The organism is Methylocaldum sp. RMAD-M (assembly GCF_017832375.1).
Lineage (GTDB): Bacteria > Pseudomonadota > Gammaproteobacteria > Methylococcales > Methylococcaceae > Methylocaldum.
In genome coordinates, this window is sequence record NZ_JAFIBZ010000004.1 from 117,804 (window position 1) to 142,866 (window position 25,063).

Consider the following 25,063-nt stretch of genomic DNA (forward strand, 5'->3'; position numbering starts at 1 on the left):
GTCTCGAGGCCCTCGCTACGAAAAGGTGTGAGCAATGCGGGCTAGTTCCCGGAGCCGGCTACATTATACGGAGTGAAATTGGGAAATACGTCACGGAATTATCGTTTGCTTCGTCCTAGCCTAAGTCATCTACGAAACGTTGGAGGGGCCCCGGCCGATGAAGACAAATCCGCATAATGAAAGGGCGTCGGACCTGGAGATTTATACGTTTCGCTTGCGTTTCGAAGGTTCCACCGATATTCCCCTCGAGACCGGCGGGTATTGGTGCGATGCGGAGGGGCGCCTGATCGAGGGTGCCGATGCGGTCAACGGGAAACTGCTGCTGGCGCTGACGGAGCCGGAGCTCAAACATGGGCGCTTGCTCATTGCCCCGGTATCTCCCGACACGTTTCGCGCCGGCCGGCTCACGGCTGACGATCTGCGGTCGTACGATGCGTTCGAGCCGCGAGCGCTATTCGATTCCGGACTGCGGCATCACACTCTGCCGGAAATTCCGGAATCCGTGTGGCGATTCTGGTTCATATACCGACAGTTTGCGCTCGGACGGCCGAGACGGTCGCAAGCCGCCATTCAGAGCTGGTAGGGGCCGCGGAGCACCCTGTCTCCACGCTCAAAGCACCATGATCAGTTGACTTCCGAAAACGTCGACTTCGTAATGGGTCAGATTAATGATCTGAAAGGCACATGCCTGTGCCTGGGCGGGATCGTCGAAAAAGCCGATCACGACGCCCGCAACGGCATAGCCATATCCGTTAAACATGCGAATGACATTTTTGATTACCGTTTCCATCGGTACCTCCTTGGCAATCTGCGTACGCCATTCATTTCGGCAGATAAATCCGCTCGATGGGCGGAAGAATCGAAACGCTCCGATCGCCTCGCACTCGGCGGCCCCCTGCCTTGCCAAATCCCCTTTCATGCTTTAGCTTAGCCCCATATCCGTAAGGCTGGGGGTGCCCTGCTGCCGTTCTCGGCGTGGTCGATCATTTGCGAACCGGCTCACCGACGACCGTGTCCCGCAGGGCTGAGAAACACCCTTCGAACCTGATCCGGTTAACACCGGCGTAGGAAAGCCTGTCCTGAGCCTGGCGATGGACCCGTCTTGCCTGCGCCCCCTTTTTCCGTTTTTGAACCAGGAGAAAGCGATGAGCGCATTTCCCGAAGAATTCCTGCATGAAGCAGTAACCGCCAAACGAGCTTCCATACGGCCGTTCGCCGCTTCAGAAAAGATTTATGTCCAGGGCAGCCGTCCCGATGTCCGCGTGCCCATGCGCCAGGTCGTTCAATCCGACACTCCGGCCAGTTTCGGCGCCGAAAAGAACCCGCCGATTTATGTCTATGACACATCCGGGCCTTATACCGATCCGCAAGTAAGTATTAATCTGCGTCTGGGCTTGCCGCCTTTGCGCGAAGCCTGGATCGGGGAGCGCGGCGATACCGAGGAGCTTTCCGGGCCGAGTTCCGAGTATGGACGGAAGCGCCAGGCCGACCCCGCTCTCGCCCATTTCCGCTTCGAGCATATCCGCCGGCCGCGCCGGGCCAAAACCGGGGCTAACGTGACTCAGATGCATTACGCGAGGAAAGGCATCGTCACGCCGGAAATGGAATTCATCGCCATCCGCGAAAATCAGCGCCTGGAAGCGGTCAGCGAGATGTACAAGCTCCAGCATCCGGGCGAATCCTACGGCGCGTCCATCCCCAAGGTCATCACCCCGGAGTTCGTCCGGGACGAAGTCGCCCGCGGCCGCGCCATCATCCCGGCCAATATCAATCATCCGGAATCCGAGCCGATGATCATCGGCCGCAATTTCCTGGTGAAGATCAACTGCAACCTGGGCAACTCGGCCGTCACCTCCTCGATCGAGGAAGAGGTGGAAAAAATGCTGTGGTCGATCCGCTGGGGCGGGGACACGGTGATGGATTTGTCCACCGGCAAAAACATCCACGAGACCCGCGAGTGGATCATCCGCAATTCGCCGGTGCCGATCGGTACGGTACCCATTTATCAGGCCTTGGAAAAAGTGGACGGCAAAGCCGAGGAACTGACCTGGGAGATCTTCCGCGATACCCTGATCGAGCAGGCCGAGCAGGGCGTGGATTATTTCACCATCCATGCCGGCGTGCGCCTCGGGTATATCCCGCTGACCGCGAAACGCGTGACCGGCATCGTGTCGCGCGGCGGCTCGATCCTGGCCAAGTGGTGCCTGGCCCATCACAAGGAGAATTTCCTCTACACGCATTTCGAGGAAATCTGCGAGATCATGAAAGCCTACGACGTTAGCTTCAGCCTGGGCGACGGCCTCAGGCCCGGCTCCATCGCCGATGCCAACGACGAGGCGCAGTTCGCCGAACTCAAAACCTTGGGCGAGCTGACGGAAATCGCCTGGAAACACGACGTGCAGACCATGATCGAAGGCCCCGGCCACGTGCCCATGCACATGATCAAGGAAAACGTTGAAAAGCAATTGGAACTTTGCCGGGAAGCGCCCTTCTACACCCTGGGGCCGCTCACCACCGACATCGCGCCGGGCTACGATCACATCACCTCGGCCATCGGCGCCGCCATGATCGGCTGGTTCGGAACCGCCATGCTCTGCTACGTCACGCCCAAGGAGCACTTGGGACTGCCCAACAAGCAGGATGTCCGCGACGGCATCATCGCCTACAAGATCGCCGCCCACGCCGCCGATCTCGCCAAGGGCCATCCGGGTGCTCAGGTTCGCGACAACGCCTTGTCCAAGGCGCGTTTCGAATTCCGCTGGGCGGACCAGTTCAATCTCAGCCTGGACCCGGAAAAGGCCCTGGAATTCCACGACGAAACACTGCCCCAGGAAGGCGCCAAGCTGGCCCATTTCTGCTCCATGTGCGGCCCGCACTTCTGCTCGATGCGGATTACCCAGGACGTGCGCGATTACGCGCAAACCCATGGACTCAAGGAAAACGAGGCCTTGACGGCGGGCATGGAGGAGAAGGCGGAGGAATTCGTGAAGAGCGGGGCGGAGATTTACCGTAAGGCGTGACCGTTGCCGAATGGAATCTTGCTCATATCGTGGTGACGCTCGCCTGCGGTCGCAATACGCGGTTGCAGGCTGTCCCCTCTCTGATGCCCCATAGCAGTGCCGTGCCGCGCAGAAAAATTTTATCGAGGCGGCGGTTGAGTTGACGGCAGGTGACCTAATGTATCGTGATTTTTGCTATAGTCGCCTGCGTTTCCAACCATAAGAAAAGAGAGGAAATCATGGAATCGAACGTCGTCAAAGGCGCAATCGGGTTCGCCATCGTCATGATCGTCGGTTTTATCATCGTCGGCACGACGCGCGAAACTCAGCAGGAAAAAATGCAAGGCGCCTTCCTGCAAACATCGAACCTGCTCAGCAGTTTGGCTTTGGACAAATGCACCGAGGCGGTAAAGAGTGAAATCGGCACTCATCCCTACAGCCCGTCCGAATCCGACAGCGATCACGTTAAATACGTCACCTTGATCTGGAACAACGTCGGCTCGGCGAAACGCGCCGAATGCCGTTACATCATGGATCAGGGCATCACCCTTCTGAAGATCGACGACCGCACCATCATCGAGAACGATGTAGCCGCGACCACCGCTCCCAGCGCGCCGCGTCCGGTACACCACCAATAAGCCTCGGAGAACGAAGACCCGCCTGCAGGGATCGAGCGGATCGCGACGGCGATTCCGCCGCGGGCGGTCTCCGGCGGCGCGACGAAAATCTGCGCTAAGAACCGATTCGAGGCTATCTTTCCCCTCTGCGCGAGGTTTTCCAAATCGAGATCAGCACCCATAATCCGCCGATGCCGGCGGCGGTAAACCCCAAAACGCCGAGGGCGGGCAGGCCGAACAGGGTGGGGCCGCCGCTGACGGTCATGACGATGGACGATCCGATGATGAGCGAAGCGGTCACCATGCCTACGGTTAATCGGCTGGCGGCCCGGTCCATGAGCATCCCGAAACGGTCCAACTGGCTGAGGTCTACGTGAACGTTGACGGCTCCGCTCCGGAGGAGCCTCATTAGTCTTCGGATGTCTTGCGGCAGGGCACTCAGGACCGACATCAGGCTGGCCAGATTGCGCCGGCCTTTTCGAAGCAGTGTGTCCGGGTGGTACCGAAGCACGCTGGCTTGCTGCAATAGCGGAGTCGCTTGCGCGACGATGTCGAAATCGGGATCGAGCTGGCGTCCGGTACCCTCGAGTGTGATCAGCGCCTTGAACAGCATGGTCAAATCTGGCGGCAGGGTAAGCTGGTGGTCCCGCATCAGACTCGTCATTTCTGTGAGCATGTCGCCCAGACGGAGCTGTTTGAGCGCGACACCGTGATATTTATCGATGAACATGCCCACTTCGGCGACCAGTCGCTCGGTGCTGGGCGCGGCTTCGCCTGCCCAATCCAGCAATACGTCCACCACCGTGGCGGCATCCCGGACCACGATGGCATTGAGCATGTCCACCACTTGGTCCCGCCGCGATTCCGACAGCGAGCCGACCATGCCGAAATCGATGAAAGCCAGCCTGTTTTCGGGTAGAAAAATAAAGTTGCCGGGGTGTGGGTCGGCATGGAAAAAGCCGTCGATCAATACCATCTTGAGCACGGCGTCCGCGCCGCGTTGAGCCAGAATCTTGCGATCGAGTCCCGTGGCGTCGAGCGCCTTGAGATCCCGTCCGGCTATCCCTTCGATATATTGCTGAACATTGATCCGCTCGCCGCAGTATTCCCAGTAAACTTTGGGGATCACGATCGTGGGGTCGCCCGCGAAATTATCGGCGGCCCGCTCGGTGTTCCGTCCCTCGGTCAGCAGATCGAGCTCGTTGCGCAGGGAGATCTTGAATTGCCGCAGTACTTCTTGCGGATGGAATCGACTGACGTCGGGGAATTCGTGCTCGACGATTCCAACCAGACGCTCGAGCAGGCGTAAATCCGCTTCGATGGTCGGGCGGATACCGGGGCGGCGAATCTTGACGATCACCTGTTGACCGTCGGGAAGACGGGCTCGATGGACCTGTGCGATGGAGGCGGCGGCCAAAGGCGTTTCGTCGAACTCGACAAACACTTCGCTGACCGACCCGCTCAAATCTTCCTCGATCTGCGATCGCAGTTTCTCGAAAGGAAGCGGCGGCACCCGGTCATGCAGTTTTTCGAATTCCGTGATCCAGTCCGGTGGAAACAAGTCCACGCGAGTGGCAAGGATTTGGCCGAACTTGATGAAGGTCGGCCCCATCTCTTCCATGGCCTTGCGCACGCGTTGCGGCGGATCGAGGCGAAGCAGCTCCTCGAAGCGGGTCCAGTTGAGCGCCCGCCCGGCCTTTTCCAGCAGCCGCTCGAGTCCCAGGCGCTTGACCATGTCGCCGAAACCATAGCGGATCAGGATGGACGCGATGTCGTGCAATCGCCCGAGATCACGCATTGCACTCAGAGTTTCAAGTATCATCGTCGAATGATTCGCTATTGGAGGAAACGCTCAAAATCCGTGCCGATCGCCGCGACGGAATTCGACGAGCGCGGTTGTGTGGCGGGCTGCCTGAACGCCGCTATCCTAGCCCGCATTCCTTACACCCTCCAATCGCAAACGGTCATCCGGGGAACACCCGGACGACCCTTCCAATCGCAAACGTCATCCGGGGAGCACCCGGACGACCCTTCCAATCGCAAACGGTCGCTTCGGGAAGGGGCTGGCCGGCGCTCCCGGCCAGGCCGTTTGCGATTGGAGCACCGAAGCGCCCCTTCCAATCGCAAACGGCATCTCTGGGAGCGCCAGAGATGCCCATCCCGCTGCGGACGCCGATTCGCTCGCCGAACCCTTAGATCGGTTGCCAAGGGGGATATTTCTTACCTTATGTTACACGATTGGCTTATCGCGCCAGCCAGCCGAGCGTCTGCTGGACATCGTACCTATCTAGGTCGGTTTCCCGGCTGCGCGTCGGGGCGCATTCAGCTTTCGTCGGCAGCGGCGTCGACGCTTGGCTGAGGGTCATTATGGCGTGTCATTCAGCGCCGTGGACTTCGCTTGCGCTCGTTATCTTCGGGCAGGACGATATTGAGTTCCAAAATCTCGCGGTTTTCATCCTGTTCCATGGAAACCGTGATGGCGTTTTGGTCTATGTTCACGTATTTGCGGATCACTTCCAGCAAATCCTTTTGCATGGCGGCGAGATATTCGGGTTGAGAGCGCTGCGAGCGTTCGTGCGCCACCAGGATCTGAAGACGCTCTTTGGCGATAGCCGCACTCGACGGCCGAGAACTTCGAAAATAATCCAAGAGTCCCATAATTAACCCCCGAACAGCCGACCGAACAAGCCTTTCCTTTCCTCTTCGAGGAAGCGATGGGGGACATTTTCGCCTAAGTACCGGCGTATCACATCGGCATATGCCTGGCCGGCATCGCTCTTGTCGTCGAGAATGACCGGCGTTCCCGCGTTGGATGCACTGAGCACGGCTTTCGATTCCGGTATTACGCCGAGCAGATGCAAGGAGAGAATCTCCTGTACGTCGTCCACGCTGAGCATTTCGCCCAGTTTGACCCGTTGCGGGGAATAGCGGGTCAAGAGGAGATATTCCTTGATCGGTTCGAGTCCCTGTTCGGCGCGGCGGGACTTGCTGGCGAGTATGCCCAGCATGCGATCCGAGTCGCGGACCGAAGAAACTTCCGGGTTGGTGACGACAATCGCGTCGTCGGCAAAATACATCGCCAGATTCGCGCCGCGTTCGATGCCGGCGGGGGAGTCGCAGACGATGTATTCGAAGGTTTCGGACAACTCGTTCAGAACTCGCTCGACACCATCCAGGGTGAGCGCATCCTTATCGCGGGTTTGCGAAGCGGGCAGAATGTAAAGGTTCTCGCAGCGTTTGTCTCGGATCAGGGCCTGATTCAAGGTGGCTTCCTGATTGATGACGTTCACGAAGTCATAGACCACGCGTCTCTCGCACCCCATGATGAGATCCAGGTTGCGCAGCCCGATGTCGAAATCGATGACAGCGGTGCGGTGGCCTTTCAACGCCAATCCCATGGAAACGGCGGCGCTGGTGGTCGTTTTGCCAACACCCCCCTTTCCGGAAGTCACAACGATAATTCTCGCCACTCGTGCTCTCCAGATTCAAAAAGCTTTGTTTACAGGTTTTCGATGATTAACGAACTGTCGCGCAGATAAATTTGCACCGGCTTGCCGCGCATGGATTCGTCCAAATTTTCGCTGATCTTGTAGTGTCCGCCGATGGCAATCAGTTCTGCTTGCAGGTCCGCGCAGAAAATCCGCGCATCCAGGTTTCCCTGTACCCCCGCCAATGCACGTCCGCGGAGTGAGCCGTAAATATGGATATTTCCGTCCGCCATGACCTCCGCCCCGGGACTGACTTGGGACAGAACAATCAGGTCGGCGCCGGAGGCGTAAATCCGCTGCCCGGAACGGACCGGCTGCTCGATCAGTTTGCTTCCGCTCGGCAGCTTGGCCGTCGCGCGCGATGAGGATTTCGAAGCGGAAGGCGCAGGCGCTGGTCCGGCGACGGTTTCGTGCTTATGTTCCGGAAATATGGCCAGTTTCGCGTCTTGCGCCGCCGCTTGCAGCCTTGAACTTCCGCCGCGGGTGCCGACCGGAACCAAATGATGATCGTGCAGGATGTCGATCAAATCGAAGAAATCGACATAGGCGTTGTTGGGAAGGTCGCTGAGATCGATCACCACCGGGGCGTTACGGAAAAATTCCGGTGCTTGCCGGATCTTGTCTCTGAGCTGTTGGGCGACAAGCGCGTTGTCGCTGTTCGAAAGCTTCAGGATCGGCAGCGTAATGGAACCCGATTTGATTTCGAGCGAAACGGACCGGGCCGACTGTTCGTTAGACTTGACGGGCATCCTGATTGGGCGGGGCTCATCGGCGGAATTTGCGATGGGCGCATTCTATCACTCCCTTAAAATTTGCGTAAACGCAAGCCGCGAAAAGCGAATTTCTCGACTGAGGTTCCATCGAGCGAGCAGGGCGCGCGCCAACGATGCTATGATCTTCGAAACGATCGCCAGTTTGCTGCGTCGCGCGTAGCCAGGAGGGAAGCTTCATGAGCCAAAGAGAGATAGATGGTACCGGCATTAGGGTTGTGCCCGTTGGGCTAGGTGCCATGCCGTTGTCCATCCAAGGCAGGCCCAGCGAAGAACAAGCGTTTCAGGTCATCGAGACCTTTCTCGCCGAGGGCGGCAATTTTATCGATACGGCAAACGTTTATTGTCTGGACGATTCCGACATCGGGCACAATGAACGCCTCATCGCCAAAGTTCTGGACCAACTCGGCAAACGGGATCAGGTTGTCATCGCAACCAAAGGCGGTCTCAGGCGCCCGGGCGGCGAGTGGGTGATCGACGGGGACCCGAAATTTTTGCGGGAGTCCTGCGAACGAAGCCTCAAAGACCTGAAGACGGATTGCATCGAGTTATATCAGCTTCATGCCGTTGATCCCAATATCGGCTTGCTGCCTTCTCTGGAAGAGCTGATAAAGCTCCGGGACGAAGGCAAAATCAGGCATATCGGGCTATCCAATATCACTAGCCTGGACATTCTCCAGGCCGCTCTCGATCACGCGCCTATCGTTTCCGTCCAGAACCGTTGCAATCCGTTCGAAAAGCAGGATTTCGCCAACGGCGTGATCGACTATTGCGGTTTGAAAGGCATCACCTATATCCCTCATAGTCCGGTAGGCGGACACTACGGTCACGTTCGTCTCGGTCACAGCGAATTGTTCGAACGTCTGGCCGAAAAGTACCGATCGTCCCGTTACGGCATCGCCTTGGCCTGGCTGCTGGCCAAAGGCGAGCATATCATTCCCATTCCGGGAGCCAGCAAGCCGACCAGCATCGCGGACAGCATGCGCGCCTTGCACGTCCACCTCGATCCGGAGGATGTTCGCGCAATCGACAACATACCGGAACTTCGGTGACTCATTGGCTTTTGCCCGCGACGACGGCATTCATCTGCTGGGGAATTTGGGCATTTCTGCCGAAACTCACCACGCGCTATATCGATCCCAAAAGCGCCATTATTTACGAGGCTGCCGGCGGGCTCGTCGTAGCGTTGGTTGTTCTGGCCCTTTTTGTCTTCAAGCCGGCCACGGAGCCGCGCGGCATGGTGTTGGCGTTGAGCACCGGGGTCCTCGGGGCCATGGGAGCTTTCGCTTATCTTTACGCCATGACCAAAGGCCCGGTTGTGTTGGTCTCCACGGCTACGGCCTTGTATCCGACCGTCGCCGTGGTTCTGGCCTATTTTTTCTTGAACGAGTCGGTTACTCTCAAGCAAGCGATCGGGATCGTACTAGGTCTGATCGCGATGGTATTGGTTAGCACTTGAAGAGCGATTAGTCGGTTCTGCGCAACGCGCCTTAAGGTTGCGTAGCCCATACCGGCAATGATGCTTGCCAGGGAATAAAACGCGCATGCAATTACCGGACTATCAAGGCGCCGGCATCGTAAATCTGCTCAGCTCGCTCATTACCGGGCTCGGTGGCGAGCCGAACGGCTATGCGCCCCTCAACGGCCTGTCATCGGCGGAGGTGGGCGCTTACCGCAATGTTGTTCTGATCGTAGTCGATGGACTCGGTTATGAATACTTGATCAGGCAGGACCGCGGCAGTTTCTTGCGGCAACATCTCCGCGGACGCATGACATCGGTCTTTCCGTCCACTACCGCGACGGCCATAACGAGCTTCTTGACCGGACTGGCGCCGCAACAGCACGGTTTGACCGGATGGCACATGTATTTCAAGGAGTTGGGTGCCGTACTGTCGGTATTGCCTGGTGTGCCTCGATACGGCGGGATACCGCTGGGGAAATGCGGCATCGAAGCCGAAAAATTTTTCGGCCATGTGCCGATCTTCAATCGCATTCCGCTGCCTTGCTATATCGTTTCCCCGCGCCGTATAGCCCATTCGGACTTCAATTTGGCGCATCAAGGCAGAGCCGAATTGCGAGATTTCGATACGATCGAGGAATTTTTCGGCGTGATCGTTCGGACTCTCCGGAAGGATGTTCATCGCAAATTCATTTATGCCTACTGGTCTGAGCTCGACCATATCGGCCATGAGAATGGATCGGCAAGCCCGGAGGCGGAACAGCATCTGGCTGAACTGGACAGCGCCTTCGAGGCGTTTTTCGGAAACATTGCGGGAAGCGATACGCTGCTCATCGTCGCGGCGGACCACGGTCAAATCGATACCAGCCCCGAGCGTGTCATCGAGCTGGACGATCATTCGGAGCTGAATGAATGCCTGATATTACCTTTATGCGGTGAAAGACGGGCTGCATATTGCTATGTGAAATCGGGCGAGACGCAACGCTTCGAACGTTATGTACAAGATAACTTGGCCGCTTACCTCGAATTGCATCTCAGTCGGGATCTTCTCGCTTCCGGCTGTTTCGGTTCAGGCACGCCTCACCCCCGGTTGACCGAACGCATAGGCGATTACATGCTGATCATGAAGGAGAATTACGTGATAAAGGATTGGCTCCCCGGCGAACGCCCATATCGGCAGATCGGTGTCCACGGCGGCATGAGCCCGGAGGAGATGTTCGTCCCGCTTATCGTGGCGGCGGCTTAGGCGGGAAGGCTGCGTACGAGTAGGCTCGGGTTATGCGGAGACTCGGTTAGATGCGGCCTCGGAGATCGCACTTCGACCCGAAGAGTCGAAGCTTTGTCTATCACGATGCGAATGGATTCGAAGGTAGGCGTGCAAAGAAAAAAACCGGCACGGGAACGTCCGGTGCCGGTTTATGCGTCTTCTGACGTAGCGCTTAAAGCTGTTCGTTTTCCGGTTTTTCCTTCTTTTCGGTATCTCCGTTGTTTGGGCTCAAGCCTTCCAATTCAAGGTCCATTTCCTGCTCGAACTCATCCTCCAGAGGAGGGTTGCCGTCATGGATCAGGTAATTGCGCTGCTGAAAGTAAGCGTTACGAATAAACTCGTAACGGTCGACCGAGGCCTCGTCAACGATTTTGGTGGCGCTCAGCAGGTCGGCGCGCATGTCGACCGTTTTCAGAGTGCCCGTTCCATAGGGAATCGCGGCCGGAGTGATCCAGTTAATGGGGTTGGCGGCGGTGTCTCCGGCCAAGCCGAGGGCGCCGCGGGGCGTGCTCGGTCCGATGAACGGCAGAACCAGATAGGGACCCGACGGAATGCCCCAGGCGCCCAAGGTCTGATCAGTATCTTCGTTGTGTTTCGGTAGATCGAGCTTGGAGGCGACATCGATGAATCCGCCCACACCCAGAACCGTATTGACCAGGAATCGGCCGGTGTCTTGCCCGGTTTGGAGAAGCTTGAATTGCAATAGGTCGTTGGCGATTACGCCAATGTCGTCCACATTGCTGAAGAAGTTGGTGATACCCTTATCGACGAACGACGGCGTGATATATTGATAGCCCTGACTGACGGGCTTCATGACATAATCGTCCAGAGTATCGTTAAATTTCTGAACGCCGCGGTTCCACCCTTCCCAAGGGTCGCGTGGATCATGCTTGGTGGCGGTCGCGCAGCCGGCAAGACTCACGATAAGCGCGAGTCCGAAGACCGGCAATGAAGGGCGTAACTGGCGAGTTGTTTTCATTTTTTTTGTTCCTTTCCCGAAGTCGATCAGGCTTTCTCTAAAATTAGCATATCCAGGGCGAAGCTTCGAGCTACCGTGAACTTAAATTCGAGTTGACGGGAAAATATAATGAGCTTAGCGAACCTAGTCGAGAAAAAAATGCGATCGAATAATGCCTGATCATCATCTCGCCAGTTTGGCGCGCCGCTTCCGCGGCTATTTGCCTGTCGTCGTCGACGTCGAAACCTCGGGTCTAAGCCCTTCGGAACATGCTTTGCTGGAAATTGCCGTGGTTATTCCCGAGATGAACGGCAACGGCCATCTCCAGATCTGTGAGACCCATTCCACTCATATCAAGCCGTTTCCAGGTGCTCGCATGGATCCGGCTGCCTTGAGTTTCAACAAGATCGATCCTTATCACCCGTTTCGATTCGCGGTGGATGAGAAGGAAGCGCTCTCGAAGATCTTCCAGCCCGTTCGCGCCGCCGTCCGGCGCACCGAGTGTACTCGGGCGATCCTGGTCGGGCACAATCCCGCCTTCGACATCGGTTTTTTGAACGCGGCAGTAGCGCGGTGCGGGATCAAGCGGAATCCTTTTCACCCTTTCAGCACTTTCGATACCGCTACTTTAAGCGGTCTGGTTTACGGCCAAACCGTGCTGGCGAAGGCGGTGCAAGCGGCGGGATTCGAGTGGAACAACGACCAAGCGCATTCCGCGATTTATGACGCCGAGCAAACCGCTCGCCTGTTCTGTACGATCGTAAATCGCTGGAAAGACCTGGTAACGATTGAAAAAGGCAGCCCGGAGGATTTACTCGGATGAATCCACCGAAGTAGGAGCCGCTTCGCTCAGCCGCTTCTGCAACTCGCCGCTTTCGAACAGCTCCAACATGATATCGCTTCCGCCGACCAGCTCGCCGTTAATGTAAAGCTGCGGAAACGTCGGCCATTGAGAAAATACCTTCAGCCCCTCTCTCAGCTCGGGATCTTCGAAGATGTTCACGTAAGCGTACTCGACGCCGCAGCGTTCCAAAATTTGCACTGCCCGTCCCGAAAAGCCGCACTGAGGAAAATCGGGAGACCCCTTCATGTAAAGGATCACCGGATTCTCGGCGAGTTGTTTCTTGATGCGTTCTGTAACATCCATACCGGCTGTCTCAAATTAAAGTGGATAAAATACCTTAGTGAATCTATCAGAAATGATCGGCGCTCGGAAGGCCGACTCTGATGCTTAAACTTTGTCGTTTACTGTTGGATAATCCGCTAAAGCGACAATTTCATCACTCAAAATAAATAAGGAATTCTCTGCATGCATCAGATTACCCTCATTCCCGGTGACGGTATCGGACCTTCCATCGTCGATGCCGCGGTCAGCGTGATCGAAGCGACCGGCGTAAGAATCCACTGGGATCGGCAATTAGCCGGCATGGCGGCTGTCGAAAAACATGCCGATCCATTGCCCGATGCGACCATCGAATCAATCCGGAACAATCGAATTTGCTTCAAAGGCCCGCTGACCACGCCGGTCGGCGGGGGTTACCGAAGCGTCAACGTAACCTTGCGACAGACATTCAACTTGTATGCGAATGTTCGTCCGGCCATTTCTTTCGAAGGCACCAGCACACCGTTTCAAAATGTAAACCTGGTGACGGTTCGCGAGAATACGGAAGGCCTCTACGCCGGTATCGAGCATTTCATCAAGGTCGATGCGGAAAAACTGGGAGCAGAAAGCATCGCGATCGTTACCAAGAAAGGCTCCGAACGGATCATCGAATACGCCTTTCAATATGCGCGCAAAACCCAGCGCAAAAAAGTGACGCTGGTGCACAAAGCCAACATTTTGAAGTGTACCTCCGGGCTGTTTTTGGAAATCGGTCGGGAAGTCGCCAAGGCTTATCCGGAGATCGAGTTCGAAGACAAGATCGTCGACGCCTGCTCGATGCAACTGGTCATGAGGCCGGAAGTGTTCGATGTGATCGTTACCACCAACTTATTCGGGGATATTCTGTCCGACTTGGCGGCAGGTCTCATCGGCGGGTTGGGATTGACCGCAGGCGCGAACATCGGCACCGATGCCGCTTTATTCGAGGCCGTGCACGGCAGCGCGCCGGATATTGCCGACAAGGGCATTGCCAATCCGACGGCCATGATCCTGGCGGGCGCCATGATGCTCGAACATATCGGGGAGCTCGACGCTGCCCGGAAAATCGAACAAGCCGTCCGTAAGGTCATCCGCGACGGCAGAATCGTGACGCCCGACCTAAACGCGAATTCGCCCTACGGAACGCAACATATGGCCGATGCCATAATCCGCGAGCTCATCGAGTAAGGCTGATCGGAAAGCACCGTTCTCGTAGAAGTTTTCTGCTGCCAGGCAGCCCAACACAGTATCTCAAGATTGGCCCCATGACCGACTTACATGGGGCCAAACGCAGACGGACCTTGTTCGCCAAGGCGCGAATAGGAAAAATTGGATTTGATCAATCGGACGTCTCGCGCTAATCTATTAGGCCTTCCGCTACGTCCCCATCGTCTAGCGGCCCAGGACTCCGCCCTCTCACGGCGGCAACAGGGGTTCGAACCCCCTTGGGGACGCCAAGTTTATATAACCTTGGGACAGTAAGGTCCCGACGGTCGTTTGTCCTTCCGCCCGCAATACTTTCTTGCCTTTCCGTTCCACCGGAATACACCGAATCGGTTCCTTGAGCAGTTGCCGGAGCGCTTTTCGTGCCGCGGCCACATCGCGCTGCATCCAGCGCGTCAAACCTCTGGAGTGACGCTCATTTGCGCCAGTAGGCCGGCGTGAACAGGATCAGCGCCGTGAACACCTCGATGCGGCCAAGAAACATGGCCAAGGTGCAGATCCACGTTTGAAAGTCGGTCAATCCGCCATAATTCGTGGCAGGCCCTACTTCTCCTAACCCCGGACCCGCATTGTTGATGCTGGCGAGCACGGCGGAGAACGATGACAGGAAATCGAGTCCACTGATTACGAGCAATAAGGTAAGGACCACGACGCTCATGAAATAGACAAAAATAAATCCGAGCACCGACAGGACGATCGGTGACTGAATGACCATATTGCCGAGTTTGAGCGGGTTGACCGAAGTGGGGTGAGTCAGCAGGAACATCTGGAGCTGGCTTTGTTTGACGAGAATCAGGGTCCGCATCATCTTGATGCCGCCGCCGGTGGATCCGGTGCAGACGGCAACGCAACTCACGAAGAACATCCACAGCGGCGCAAAAATCGGCCACTCGTTGAAATCGGCGGTGACAAACCCGCAGTCGGTGCCGATGGACACCAAGCTGAAGCTCGCGTGGCGAAGGGCGGTCGGAAAATCCGCATAAGTGCCCTGAAGCCACAGATAAAGCCCAATTGCCACGCAACTGCCCACCACAAGCACCAGATAAGGTAGCAACTCGACATCATGCTTGTACGGCATCAGGCTCCTGCCGCGGAGCGCCAGAAAATGCGTGGCGAAGTTCATCCCCGCCAGCAGCATGAAAACGATCAAAACCGCCTCGATTGCGGGCGAATTGAAATGGCCGACACCGGCGTCGTAGGTGGAGAACCCGCCGAGCGACAAGGTTGCAAATGCATGGCAGACAGCGTCCAGCCACGTCATCCCTGCCCATTTCAAGGCAAAAATGCAGGCCACGGTGATGCTGCCGTAAACCAGCCAGAGATTCTTGGCCGTCTCGGTAATGCGCGGCGTGAGCTGGCTGTCTTTCATGGGGCCGGGCGTTTCAGCCATAAACAGCTGGCGGCCACCGACACCGAGCACCGGGAGAATCGCCACCGCCAAGACGATGATTCCCATGCCCCCCAACCAGTTGAGTTCATGCCGCCATAAATTGATGGCGGGCGGCAGCCGATCCAATCCGGTCAGAGTCGTGGCGCCGGTAGTCGAAAGTCCGGACATCGTTTCGAAGTAGGCGTCGGTAAACGACAGGTTCTTCAGATACGACATCAGTGGAAAAGTTGCAAAGGCGGCCATTCCGGTCCAGGCGAGCACCACCAGCATAAAGCCCTGTTTGGCCTTTAACTCCCTATCGAATTGGCGGGTCAGTATCCAAAGTAGCAAACCCGCACCCAAGGTGAGCAGCATGTCCTCGATGAAAAGCAGTTCCGTCCCATCCCGATAAATGAGCGACGTCAAAATAGGCAAGATGTAGGTCATGCTGAAGACCATTAGCATCAGCCCGAAAACCCGGGCCAGTGACAGAAATTGAATCATGCTGAAATGCTTTTTTGTTCTTAAGATTTCTGTATGCGCAGAATAAAAGGCATCGGAATTTCCGTCCGTAAGCGATCACTATCCCATTTTCTTTGAGACGATAGCCATTCCAGAACTTACCCGGCGCGCTAAAAATACCGGGCATTGATCACGAAATGCGCGACTATGCTGCCGGCATACCCGAGCGCAATGGCCGGAACCCATTTCAGGTGCGTGCTGAAGGTATAGAAGCCTTTGGCTTGACCGAGAAGTCCCACACCCGCCGCCGAGCCGATGGCGAGCAGGCTTCCCCCGACACCCGCCGTCAGCGTCACCAATAACCATTGCCCCTGTGAGATATCGGGCATCATCGTCAGCACGGCGAACATGATGGTGCCGTTATCGATGAAGGCGGAGATGATGCCCACCAGCACGTTGGCGATGGTGGGGTCGAGATCGGTATAAAGGAACTGCGAGGCGTAGTTCAAATAGCCGATGAAGCTCAAACCCCCGACGCTGACCATGACGCCGTAGAAGAACAGCAGCGTGTCCCATTCCAATCGCGAGACGTTGTGGAATACGTCGAAATGATGCCGTTCCTCCAGGTCGTAGGGGATTTCCATGGCATCGGTATCGGCGACTTCGCCCGAATTGCCGCGTGGCGCCGCAGTCTTCTGCAGGTAATAGCTGAAGAATTTCAGATAGGTGAGCCCCGCCAACATGCCGGCGGCCGGCGGGAGACTCAGGAAGTTCTCGAAACAGACGGCGGTGACGATGGTCAACAGAAACAACAGAATAATCGTTTTCGCCCCGCGCCGCAGGGCGAAAGCCTCCAGAGCGGGTGCCGGCTTTTCCTTGGGAACCCAGAAGTACATGATGGCTGCCGGCAGGACAAAATTGACGATGGAGGGGACCAGCAACGAATAGAACTCGATGAACGGCACGACCCCTTTTTGCCAGACCAGGAGGGTCGTGATATCGCCGAACGGACTGAAGGAGCCGCCGGCATTGGTGGCAACCACCACGTTGACGCAGGCCACGCCGATGAAGCGGCGGTTATCCCGCCCCATCGCCATGATCACGGTGCCCATCAAAAGGGCGGTGGTGAGATTGTTGCACACCGAGGACAGCAAGAAGGACAGGCATCCGGTGATCCAAAACAGCTGCCGATAGCTGAAGCCCTTGCGCAGCAGCCAGATACGCAGGGATTCGAACACCCCCCGATCTTCCATGGCGTTGAGGTAGGTCATCGAAACCAGTATGAACAGGAATAGCTCCGCGTACCCCTCCAACCCAGTGCGGAATGCTTGCTCGGCCTGCTCGCCAAGGCCGTCCCGGACGTATACGGCAGCAATCAAGACCCAGATGAGGCTGGCGGCAAGAACCATCGGCTTCGATTTCCTGAGTTCCGTGACCTCCTCGATCATGGCCAGCGCATAAGCTCCGAGGAAGATCGCGACGGCCAGATAGCCGACGGCATGATGGGTCAGATCCAGCGGCGGCGGTAGGCTGCCCTCGGCGCTCAGGGCCGGGACCGGTAAGGCGGCAAGCACGATCATCAGCCATTTCTTATTCATGATTGATCGGCTTGTTGGTGAGTACGATGTAGCCGTGTTTCTTGACCGATCAGCCGCTGATGACGGCTGCCCGCTTGTCTCGTTATTAAGACGTGAAGCATGGATGGCATTCCGCTGTTTAATGTTGAACGAAAAGGCAATGCAGACCTGATCATGCAAAGGCGAGCGCCGCCGGTCATTGCTTGGCTGCATCAATGCACGCGCTCGTGGGTCTTCGATCATTCGTCGTCGCACAGACGGTATCCCACACCGGGTTCCGTCAGGAGATAGCGGGGTCTGGCGGGATCGGCCTCGATCTTGTGTCGCAACTGGCCCATGTAAATCCGGACGTAATGGCTGTGCTCGGTATGGCCCGGACCCCAGACCTCGTTCAGCAGCTGTCTGTGGGTGACGACACTTCCCGCATGACTGATCAGGGCGGTCAGTAGGCGATACTCGATCGGCGTGAGATGGATCTCGCGGTCTTCGAGAGAAACTTTCCGCCGGGTCAGTTCGACCTTTAGGTCGCCGACTTGAAACACATCGCGCGGCGGTCCCCACGAACGCTGCGAGGCACGCCGCAGCAATGCCCGGATACGCGCCACGAGTTCCGCCGTACTGAAGGGTTTGGTCAGGTAATCGTCCGCGCCGGCATCGAGAGCCTGGGTGATGTCGTTTTCGTGATTTCGGGCCGACAGGATGATCAGAGGGACTCCAGTGCGTTTCCGTAACCGATCCACCACCTCCACGCCATCCATGTCCGGCAGTCCAAGATCGAGGATCACGAGTGCCGGTTTGGCGCTTCGCGCCGAAGCCAAACCCTCGGTCCCGGTCTCGGCCGTGATCACCGACCAACCGTCCTGGCCGCTCAGACAGGTGCTCAAGAACATCCGCAAGTGCGGATCGTCCTCGATGACCAATATGACGGGGCGGGTTTCCGTCATGACCGCGATAAAGCCTCGTTTTCCAGCTCGATGTCCGGCGGCGTTTCCGTGAGCGGCAGTTCCAAGCGGAAGACGGATCCTCCGCCGGCCCGGGGCTCGACGCGAATGTCGCCGCCGTGTGCGCTGATGATGGCCCGGCAGATGGCCAAGCCGAGTCCGGCGCCGCCCTGAGGCGCTTCCGGGTAAATGCGGAAGAACTTGTCGAAGATCTGGTGCTCGAATTTTTCCGGAATTCCGGGACCCCGGTCGGCTATGAAGAGGGTCAGCAATTTCGGGGACAGTTCTGCGGTAATCTCGATGGGGCTCGCTTCCGGCGTATATTTGACGGCATTCTCGAGAAGGTTGACCAAGACTTGCTGCATCAAAACCGCGTCGACATGGACCAGCGTCAATCCGTTATCCAGTTCGACCGTGACCGGTCGGTCTTGAAGCTGTTTTCGCATCCGGCGCAGGGCGCTGCCGATGATTTCCTCAAGGGCGTACCACTGTCGATTCAGAGCAACCTTCCCGGCTTCGAGCCGGGCCATGTCCAGGATCTTATGCGTGAGATCGGACATTCGCTTCGCGTCCTCATGGATCGCTCGGATCAGCTTTTGGCGGTGCTCGGCATCCAGGTGTTCGTCGCCTTCGACCAGCGTTCCCGAGGCGCCGACGATCGTCGAAAGCGGGGTGCGGAGATCGTGGGAAATGGCGCTCAGCAGCGAATTCCTCAGGGTTTCCGCCTCTATTCGGATGGCTGTGCAGCGAGCTTGTTCGGCAGCCCGAACCCGCTCCAGAGATTGAACGATTTGATGGAGAAAGAGATCCAGGAGCGTCCGTTCTTCCGACGAAAGCCTTCGGTGGGCCGGGAGCGCCATCACCCATACGCCGAGGACGCCTTCGGAGCCGACCAGCGGCCAGTAGAGCGAGGTCCCTACAGAATTTGTGTCGGTGCCGCCGCCGGGCGGCTGCGGTTGCCCCTGGTCAAAAGCCTGTTGTGCAAGGGCAAGATCCAGATCCGGCATGCCTGGCGGCCAAAGATCGCCTTCCGGACAGTGCAGCCGGGCTTGGCCGTCCGGAACGAGCAGGGTGTTCGGGAGCCCAAATTCGGAGTAGATATGTTTGATGCCGGCTGCGATCACGTCCGCCTCCTGGCGCGTACCGGCCAGTTCCTTGCTCAGCCGGTACAGCGTCGAGGCGCGCTGTTCCCCCTGCGCCGCCACGGCGGCCTGCGATCGAAGCGCATCCATCAGGCTGCTGGTCACGACCGCAACGATCAGCATGACGGCAAGGCCGATCAGATGCTCCGTATCGGAGACGGCGAAGGAAAAAATCGGAGGGGCAACGAAAAAGGCGAAAGTCCCGGCGCTCTGAAGAGAGGCCAGGATGGAGGGGCCGCGTCCGAACCGGATAGCCACGAAAAACACGCCCAGCAAGTAAATCATCAGGATGTTCGCTGGGCTGATCTGACCGCGCAGCGGCCAATTGATCAACGTGCAAAGCGTGGGAGCCGCCAACCCCCAGAAATATCCAACCGCTCGGCGGTAGGGCCTATGCAAGGAAGTAGGGGCGTGGGATGAGGTGCTCGTGGCGGATACCATGCGCTTTGGCTGCTCTAAAAGGCCGGAATTGACCGAGGCGAACTCGCCGTATTCGTGACTTCGGCCGGCCTCAATCGCGTCTTTGGACTAATCCTAGTGTGCCGATATCCTTGCTAAAGCTCTCTCGAAGCATGCGTAGCCGAGGTACTGTTCCGACGGGTCTGCGCCGTTCACTCTAGGCTTTCGGATCTAAAGATGGTGTAAATTTTGCGTCAATAATGAGTGGCATATTTATTTCAAAACAGAAAGCAATCGAGATGTCAGCCATCGCCCTCCACCGTGATCGATATCAAACCGCTCCCCCGGCGATTGACCTACCGCGCTGCCTCCAAGCGTACTCTGGCCTATCGGGGCCGCGGCGTTACCTCGGAACCAAGGCCGTAACCCGCCGAGCGACCTCGAATCGGTGGGTTACGCTCCGCTAACCCACCCTACGTTTCATGTTCACTCGAATGCCGAATGGAATTAGGAATCGCGTTCGGGGCAAGAGCCGGGCACTTCTCGGAATTGCCAAGACAATGCCGGTTTCATACGATTTCATCGGCGTTCGTTATTGAAACGCTAAGTCATTAGTACCAGTTACAGAATTACAATCCAATGAATCAGAAGTTGAGTCGGCGCGGATTCTTGAAATCCGCTTCCTTAGTAGCCTTAGGGGGAACGCTTTTCAACGTGGCTCGGGCTGTCCCGCCTGCGTCCGAAGGGCTTCGTTTGGGCCCTGGTCAGCTCTTTTCCTTTGAGGCGCTGATCGAGCGGGCTGCTGCCATGGCCAAGGCGCCCTATGAATCACCACCCAAACCCCTGCCCAAAGTCGTTCAGCAGATCGATTACGATGCTTGGGGGAATATCCGTTACCGTCCCGATTATGCTTTGTTCGCGAATGGGCCGTCCCTCTATCCGGCTACTTTTTTTCACGTGGGCCAGTTCTTCCAGAAGTCGGTCAAGATGCACGTTCTGGAGCACGGAGTGGCGCGGGAAATCTTGTACAGACCCAAGTATTTTTCGATGCCCAAGGACAGCATCGCCCGCAAGCTGCCTGAAGATACGGGCTTTGCAGGTTTTCGCCTGCAGGAATCTCGGAAGCGCAAGGACTGGCGCACCCAAGACTGGATAGCCTTTCTCGGCGCCTCATATTTTCGGGCTATCGGCGCCTTGGGCCAGTACGGACTGTCCGCCCGCGGCGTTATCGTGGACTCCGCCGAACCCACGCCCGAGGAATTTCCGGATTTCACCGAATTTTTCATCGAGGGCGCTCGGAAAGAGGACCAGCCGGTCTCGGTTTACGCTCTGCTGAATAGCCCCAGCCTTACCGGTGCCTATCATTTTTCGATCCGGCGTACCGAGGGCGTGATACAGGACGTCGAGGTGGTTCTTTTCCTGCGCAAGGACATCACCCGGTTGGGACTGGCCCCATTGACCTCCATGTATTGGTTCAGCGAAAAGGAGAAACGCCAACGCGAGGACTGGCGCCCGGAAGTCCACGATTCCGACGGTCTCGCGATCTGGAACGGCAACGGCGAACGGCTCTGGCGTCCGTTGATCAATCAGCCCTTCGCCGTGACCTCCAGCTTCGCCGACAAGGGGCCGAAAGGTTTCGGCCTGATGCAGCGCGACCGGGTGTACGAAAACTATCTCGACGGCGTCAACTACGAACGGCGGCCCAGCCTGTGGGTGGAGCCGCTGGACGACTGGGGCCCCGGCGCCGTCCAATTGGTGGAACTGCCTACGGACGACGAAATCCACGACAACATCGTGGCTTACTGGCGGCCGGACGGACCGGCGCGTGCCGGCAACTCCTACCGGCTGCGCTATCGGCTGCACTGGCTGGGGGACGAGCCCTACCCGGCGCAGGTGGCCCGCTGCGTGGCGACCCGGATCGGGCGTGGCGGTCAGCCGGGAAAACCTCGGCCGAAGGGCGTGTACAAGATATGCGTCGAATTCGCGGGCTCGGCGCTGGATCCGCTGTGGGGCGATTCGGTCAAGGCCGAACCGGTCGTCTCCGCGTCCGGCGGAACCGTCTCCGGCGCCTTCATCGAGCCGGTGCCGGGCACGCGCCGCTGGAGGGCTATCTTCGACCTCGTCCCGACCGGCAGCGATCCTGTCGAGCTCCGGCTCTACATCCGCGGCAACGGCGATGCGCTGACCGAAACCTGGCTCTACCAGTTCCGCGCGGGCCCGGCCTAATTCCAAATCGCTTTCAATCAGGAATTGATTTTTGTAGGGTGGGTTAGGCCGCGAGGCCGTAACCCACCGAGCGGCCTCGGACCTGTCCTGAACCAAGTCGAAGGGTCGGTGGGTTACGCTTCGCTAACCCACCCTACAAGTCTACAGATCGATCACGAGCCGGTTCAGATTCGGTGCCTTGATGAGATCGCCGTCGATCTCGCACGGTTTGCCGTCGGCGTGGGCTTGCCGCGCGCCGGGATAGCGAAGGACGATCCGTTTCGGCGCGGTTCCGGTCACGCTCAGATCGACCGTTACCCGCGATTCGTTGCGGCGGGCTTTGAGACTGACTGTTCCGAAGCAGGTCGGTAGCTCGTTCAGCGTAATGCCTTCGCCTTCCCACCAGGCATCGGGGACGGCTCGAAAAAGTTCGAGCGTGCCGCCGTTTTCCCTAACCAACATGCGGCGGATCGCGGTGGCGAATTCGGCGCCGATCCAGGTGTGAGGCATATCGCCGATATAGTCCGGCACGCGCGGGTCGGCCCAGACGACCTCGGCCCAATGACGCCAACCGGCGGGTCTTCGCCAGGTGAGCGCATCCCCGAGGAGCCGGAAGGCCTCCTCGGTTCGACCCAGCGCCACGAGCGCGTTCAGATTGCGAATCTCGTACGGCGTAAAGCCCCCTTGGAAGTCGGGCGCGCGAATGAGTTCGAGATGGTCGAGATACAGATCGTAGGTTGCCTGAATGTACTCCGCCGGAAGCACATCCTCCACACGGCAGGGTTCGAAAGCGATGGAGGTCGACGTGGGATCGACATCCTCGCGATCGGCGGAGGCATGGACCAGCCCCGAACCGAGCTCTTCGGTCGTCATTCGCAATGAGCGGGCCAGGTTTGCGGCGAACTCCTGTTCCTTGGTTTCGGCCAGGTTCGCGATTTCCGCATCGCCGATCTCGGCGGCCAGATAGGCGCAGTCGCGCCACGCCCGCAACGCGAAAAAGTTATCCCAGTAGCTGTAGGTCGGCTTGTTGTAACCCTCGTGGCTGATGGATGGCGCCAAAAGCCCATGGAACCGCGTTTCGGGCCCGTGCAGCGCATTGGTTCGCGCGCAGAGTTCCTCGATGAATCGGGTGGCCCGGACGACGGGTTCGAAAATGGCTTCGAGAAAGGCGCGATCCCGGCTGAAGCGATAGGTGTCGGCTGCGATCGCCACGAACTGGCCCTGGGCGTCGAATTCGATGTCGCTGCCGTAGCCGCGGTTCACGCTGCCGTCGGGATTGAGGATAGGCGGGACCATGCCGTTGTCGTAGATGCGTTTCGAGTACCACAGCACGTAGCGCTCGGCCTCTTCGATCAAACCGGCGTAGAGCAGGGCGAGGGCTTGCGAGGAGCCGTCGCGTATCCAGGTTCGGTCGTAATTGCGCGGACCGGGCTTGAAGGCATAGCGGGTGGCGTTCACCAGGATGAGTCCCGTCTGTGCCTCGACCGTATCGCTGACTTCGCGGTCTCCCACCGTAATTCTGCGCGGGCCGATCTTCTCGCGCCAAACTCGAGCGACCTTCTCGCGAATGCTGGCGAAGTCGACCTCCGTGTCGGGTGCGATACCGTCCCTGAGCGGAGCCGATACGACGAAGGAAGCGGTCTCGCCCGGATCCAGGGAAAAGTCGAACTCGCATGCGGCACTCAGGAGACCGGAATCGGAATGCAAGCAGCGTTCGGTGTGCTGCGGCTGGTTCTCGATCAGTTTCACCACGTCTCCGTCGTGAAATTCGGCGATCGTCGCGACATCGGGGGCACTCGAAAAACCGGCATACCACCCATCGTTGACCCGAACCTCCTTTCCGTCGATGGCTATCGAGTTGATGATCGCGTGTCCGCCGTGTTGCCAATACGGGTTGATTTGGGCGGGGCGCAGCGCGAGGACGAGCGCCCCTTGCTGCGGCACGCCGGCGCGGTTCGTGATGCGGTACTCGACTATCGCTTGCCCTGCATCGGCGAGGGCGGTCGCCCTAAGTTCCACCTCCCGCGCCGACCACGCGACGGAAGGAATGGGCAGCGCGCCGTCGGCCAGCGTTTGAGTGATCGCGGAAGCGCCGGGCGCGCCGTGAAGCGTTCCGTCCAGTCGAAACAACGGCATGAGTTGGCCGGAACCGGGGCGGGGCTCGAGATTGCCGTATTCGTCGAAAAGGGCATCCTCGGACCGATCGATCTCCCCGAGCACGGTCCAATAGACCTGCCGCTCCAGAAGAGCCTGCGGATAAAGATCGCTGCGCGCCACTTGCGCCGCGCGCTCCAGTTGGCCGATCGGCATTCTGTCCTTGTTCAGGATGCGGAGCTTGAGTTCGTCGACGACAGCCCCTTCCGGACTGCTTGCCTCGTGAACCGTGAAGCGCAGATAGCGGCTCGTGGTGGATCGCCAATAAAAGCTGTCGTAGTCGCCGTTGCCGAGGATGATGCGGCCGACCTCCCGAAAGTTCTCGCCGTCGTCGGAAAGCTCGACCGAAAAGTCGGTTCCGTAAGTCTCTCCCCATTGGACCAGCACGCCGAGCGGCGATCGCGTATACCCGAAATCGACGGTAATGCTCTCGCCTGGAGGAATCTTGACCGGCCCACGGCCCAACGCCGCGATTCGCCCCGGCTCTTGCACCGACGCGGCCTCGCCCGGACCGTACAGGTTGATTTCGACGATTTCGAGGCCCCGCTCCGGCTCCGGATCGGCGCAAGTCCAGCGCACGAATCGAGCCTCCGTCGGCGGAAACGCGAAGACGTCTTGACCGCCCTCGCCGTGGCGGGTGGCACAAAGAGGCGTCCACGCTTCGCCGTCGAGCGAGGACCCGAAAGAATATACCTTGGGCGCATGCCTGCCCCAGTAAACCTCGAGTCCTCCGAGGATCGCGATCCGGCCGAAATCGATCTCGAGCCAGGGGGCCACCGACGGTTCGGAGACCCATCGCGTCGAGTAGGAGTCGTCGATGGCGGCTCGGGGATCGCCGCCGCTGGCAGTCACCGTCCATCGGCCTTTGTAGGGGACATTCATGCGCACTCC

General features: G+C 58.2%; 21 protein-coding genes, 1 tRNA gene and 1 riboswitch. Of the genes, 10 read left to right on the forward strand and 12 right to left on the reverse strand.

The genetic code is table 11. The features are described 5' to 3' along the window. Nucleotides 1-157 precede the first annotated feature (157 nt). Entirely contained in the window at nucleotides 158-583 is a 426-nt protein-coding gene (locus JOD69_RS05660) for a hypothetical protein (RefSeq protein ID WP_086133012.1), read from the forward strand. 27 nt (nucleotides 584-610) lie between these two features. On the opposite strand, the gene JOD69_RS05665 is transcribed toward JOD69_RS05660, so the two are convergent. After that, nucleotides 611-790 carry a hypothetical protein gene (locus JOD69_RS05665; RefSeq protein ID WP_133716295.1) on the reverse strand — a complete coding sequence of 60 codons (180 nt, stop codon included), beginning with the start codon at nucleotides 788-790 and terminating at the stop codon, nucleotides 611-613. A 149-nt stretch (nucleotides 791-939) separates the two neighbouring features. Then, nucleotides 940-1,088, forward strand: a riboswitch (TPP riboswitch). A 57-nt stretch (nucleotides 1,089-1,145) separates the two neighbouring features. On the opposite strand from JOD69_RS05665, the gene thiC reads away from it, so the two are divergent. Continuing rightward, nucleotides 1,146-3,020 (forward strand): phosphomethylpyrimidine synthase ThiC, encoded by a 1,875-nt coding sequence (gene thiC / locus JOD69_RS05670; protein WP_086133011.1) that lies wholly within the window; start codon nucleotides 1,146-1,148, stop codon nucleotides 3,018-3,020. Between the two features lie 218 nt (nucleotides 3,021-3,238). After that, on the forward strand, nucleotides 3,239-3,637 hold the full coding sequence (locus JOD69_RS05675) for a hypothetical protein (protein WP_086133010.1): 399 nt from the start codon (nucleotides 3,239-3,241) through the stop codon (nucleotides 3,635-3,637). Between the two features lie 112 nt (nucleotides 3,638-3,749). Here JOD69_RS05675 and JOD69_RS05680 read toward each other — a convergent pair whose 3' ends face one another. The 4 genes from JOD69_RS05680 to minC form a co-directional block, all read right to left on the reverse strand. Further along, nucleotides 3,750-5,438, reverse strand: coding sequence for an AarF/UbiB family protein (locus JOD69_RS05680; protein ID WP_077730957.1), 1,689 nt, complete (start codon nucleotides 5,436-5,438; stop codon nucleotides 3,750-3,752). A 557-nt stretch (nucleotides 5,439-5,995) separates the two neighbouring features. Continuing rightward, a complete protein-coding gene (gene minE, locus JOD69_RS05685; protein ID WP_077730956.1) occupies nucleotides 5,996-6,274 on the reverse strand; it encodes a cell division topological specificity factor MinE in 279 nt (92 codons plus the stop codon). A 2-nt stretch (nucleotides 6,275-6,276) separates the two neighbouring features. Continuing rightward, nucleotides 6,277-7,086, reverse strand: a complete 810-nt coding sequence (gene minD, locus JOD69_RS05690; protein WP_077730955.1) for a septum site-determining protein MinD — start codon at nucleotides 7,084-7,086, stop codon at nucleotides 6,277-6,279. A 29-nt stretch (nucleotides 7,087-7,115) separates the two neighbouring features. Next, a complete protein-coding gene (gene minC / locus JOD69_RS05695; protein WP_086133009.1) occupies nucleotides 7,116-7,853 on the reverse strand; it encodes a septum site-determining protein MinC in 738 nt (245 codons plus the stop codon). 200 nt (nucleotides 7,854-8,053) lie between these two features. On the opposite strand from minC, the gene JOD69_RS05700 reads away from it, so the two are divergent. From JOD69_RS05700 to JOD69_RS05710, 3 genes are all read left to right on the forward strand, one after another. Continuing rightward, nucleotides 8,054-8,926 carry an aldo/keto reductase gene (locus tag JOD69_RS05700; protein ID WP_077730953.1) on the forward strand — a complete coding sequence of 291 codons (873 nt, stop codon included), beginning with the start codon at nucleotides 8,054-8,056 and terminating at the stop codon, nucleotides 8,924-8,926. Then, nucleotides 8,923-9,333, forward strand: a complete 411-nt coding sequence (locus JOD69_RS05705) for a DMT family transporter (protein WP_086133008.1) — start codon at nucleotides 8,923-8,925, stop codon at nucleotides 9,331-9,333. Before JOD69_RS05700 ends, JOD69_RS05705 begins: the two co-directional genes overlap by 4 nt. A gap of 85 nt (nucleotides 9,334-9,418) precedes the next feature. After that, nucleotides 9,419-10,579: a nucleotide pyrophosphatase/phosphodiesterase family protein gene (locus JOD69_RS05710; protein WP_086133007.1), complete on the forward strand. Its 1,161-nt coding sequence runs from the start codon at nucleotides 9,419-9,421 to the stop codon at nucleotides 10,577-10,579. Nucleotides 10,580-10,772: 193 nt separating this feature from the next. On the opposite strand, the gene JOD69_RS05715 is transcribed toward JOD69_RS05710, so the two are convergent. Continuing rightward, complete coding sequence (locus tag JOD69_RS05715) at nucleotides 10,773-11,579, reverse strand: VacJ family lipoprotein (protein ID WP_086133006.1); 807 nt, start codon at nucleotides 11,577-11,579, stop codon at nucleotides 10,773-10,775. A gap of 151 nt (nucleotides 11,580-11,730) precedes the next feature. Between JOD69_RS05715 and rnt the strand changes: the two genes are divergently transcribed. Beyond that, on the forward strand, nucleotides 11,731-12,381 hold the full coding sequence (gene rnt / locus JOD69_RS05720; RefSeq protein ID WP_086133005.1) for a ribonuclease T: 651 nt from the start codon (nucleotides 11,731-11,733) through the stop codon (nucleotides 12,379-12,381). On the opposite strand, the gene grxD is transcribed toward rnt, so the two are convergent. Beyond that, complete coding sequence (gene grxD, locus JOD69_RS05725) at nucleotides 12,370-12,705, reverse strand: Grx4 family monothiol glutaredoxin (RefSeq protein ID WP_077730948.1); 336 nt, start codon at nucleotides 12,703-12,705, stop codon at nucleotides 12,370-12,372. The genes rnt and grxD overlap by 12 nt on opposite strands. A gap of 162 nt (nucleotides 12,706-12,867) precedes the next feature. Between grxD and JOD69_RS05730 the strand changes: the two genes are divergently transcribed. Both JOD69_RS05730 and JOD69_RS05735 read left to right on the forward strand, forming a co-directional pair. Further along, nucleotides 12,868-13,887, forward strand: coding sequence for an isocitrate/isopropylmalate family dehydrogenase (locus JOD69_RS05730; protein ID WP_086133004.1), 1,020 nt, complete (start codon nucleotides 12,868-12,870; stop codon nucleotides 13,885-13,887). A 193-nt stretch (nucleotides 13,888-14,080) separates the two neighbouring features. Continuing rightward, nucleotides 14,081-14,156, forward strand: a tRNA-Glu gene (locus JOD69_RS05735). A gap of 182 nt (nucleotides 14,157-14,338) precedes the next feature. Here the strand turns inward: JOD69_RS05735 and JOD69_RS05740 are convergent. The 4 genes from JOD69_RS05740 to JOD69_RS05755 all read right to left on the reverse strand — a co-directional run bounded on the left by JOD69_RS05740 (nucleotide 14,339) and on the right by JOD69_RS05755 (nucleotide 19,855). Further along, nucleotides 14,339-15,796: a potassium transporter TrkG gene (locus tag JOD69_RS05740; protein ID WP_077730946.1), complete on the reverse strand. Its 1,458-nt coding sequence runs from the start codon at nucleotides 15,794-15,796 to the stop codon at nucleotides 14,339-14,341. A 128-nt stretch (nucleotides 15,797-15,924) separates the two neighbouring features. Next, nucleotides 15,925-17,352: a sodium:proton antiporter NhaD gene (gene nhaD, locus JOD69_RS05745; RefSeq protein WP_077730945.1), complete on the reverse strand. Its 1,428-nt coding sequence runs from the start codon at nucleotides 17,350-17,352 to the stop codon at nucleotides 15,925-15,927. A gap of 218 nt (nucleotides 17,353-17,570) precedes the next feature. Then, entirely contained in the window at nucleotides 17,571-18,275 is a 705-nt protein-coding gene (locus JOD69_RS05750) for a response regulator (RefSeq protein ID WP_086134836.1), read from the reverse strand. Next, complete coding sequence (locus tag JOD69_RS05755; RefSeq protein WP_086134837.1) at nucleotides 18,272-19,855, reverse strand: DUF4118 domain-containing protein; 1,584 nt, start codon at nucleotides 19,853-19,855, stop codon at nucleotides 18,272-18,274. Before JOD69_RS05755 ends, JOD69_RS05750 begins: the two co-directional genes overlap by 4 nt. A 597-nt stretch (nucleotides 19,856-20,452) precedes the next feature. Between JOD69_RS05755 and JOD69_RS05760 the strand changes: the two genes are divergently transcribed. Next, nucleotides 20,453-22,039: a glucan biosynthesis protein D gene (locus JOD69_RS05760; protein ID WP_086134838.1), complete on the forward strand. Its 1,587-nt coding sequence runs from the start codon at nucleotides 20,453-20,455 to the stop codon at nucleotides 22,037-22,039. Nucleotides 22,040-22,180: 141 nt separating this feature from the next. Here the strand turns inward: JOD69_RS05760 and JOD69_RS05765 are convergent, their stop codons facing one another. Then, entirely contained in the window at nucleotides 22,181-25,054 is a 2,874-nt protein-coding gene (locus JOD69_RS05765) for a discoidin domain-containing protein (protein WP_086134839.1), read from the reverse strand. Nucleotides 25,055-25,063 lie beyond the last annotated feature (9 nt).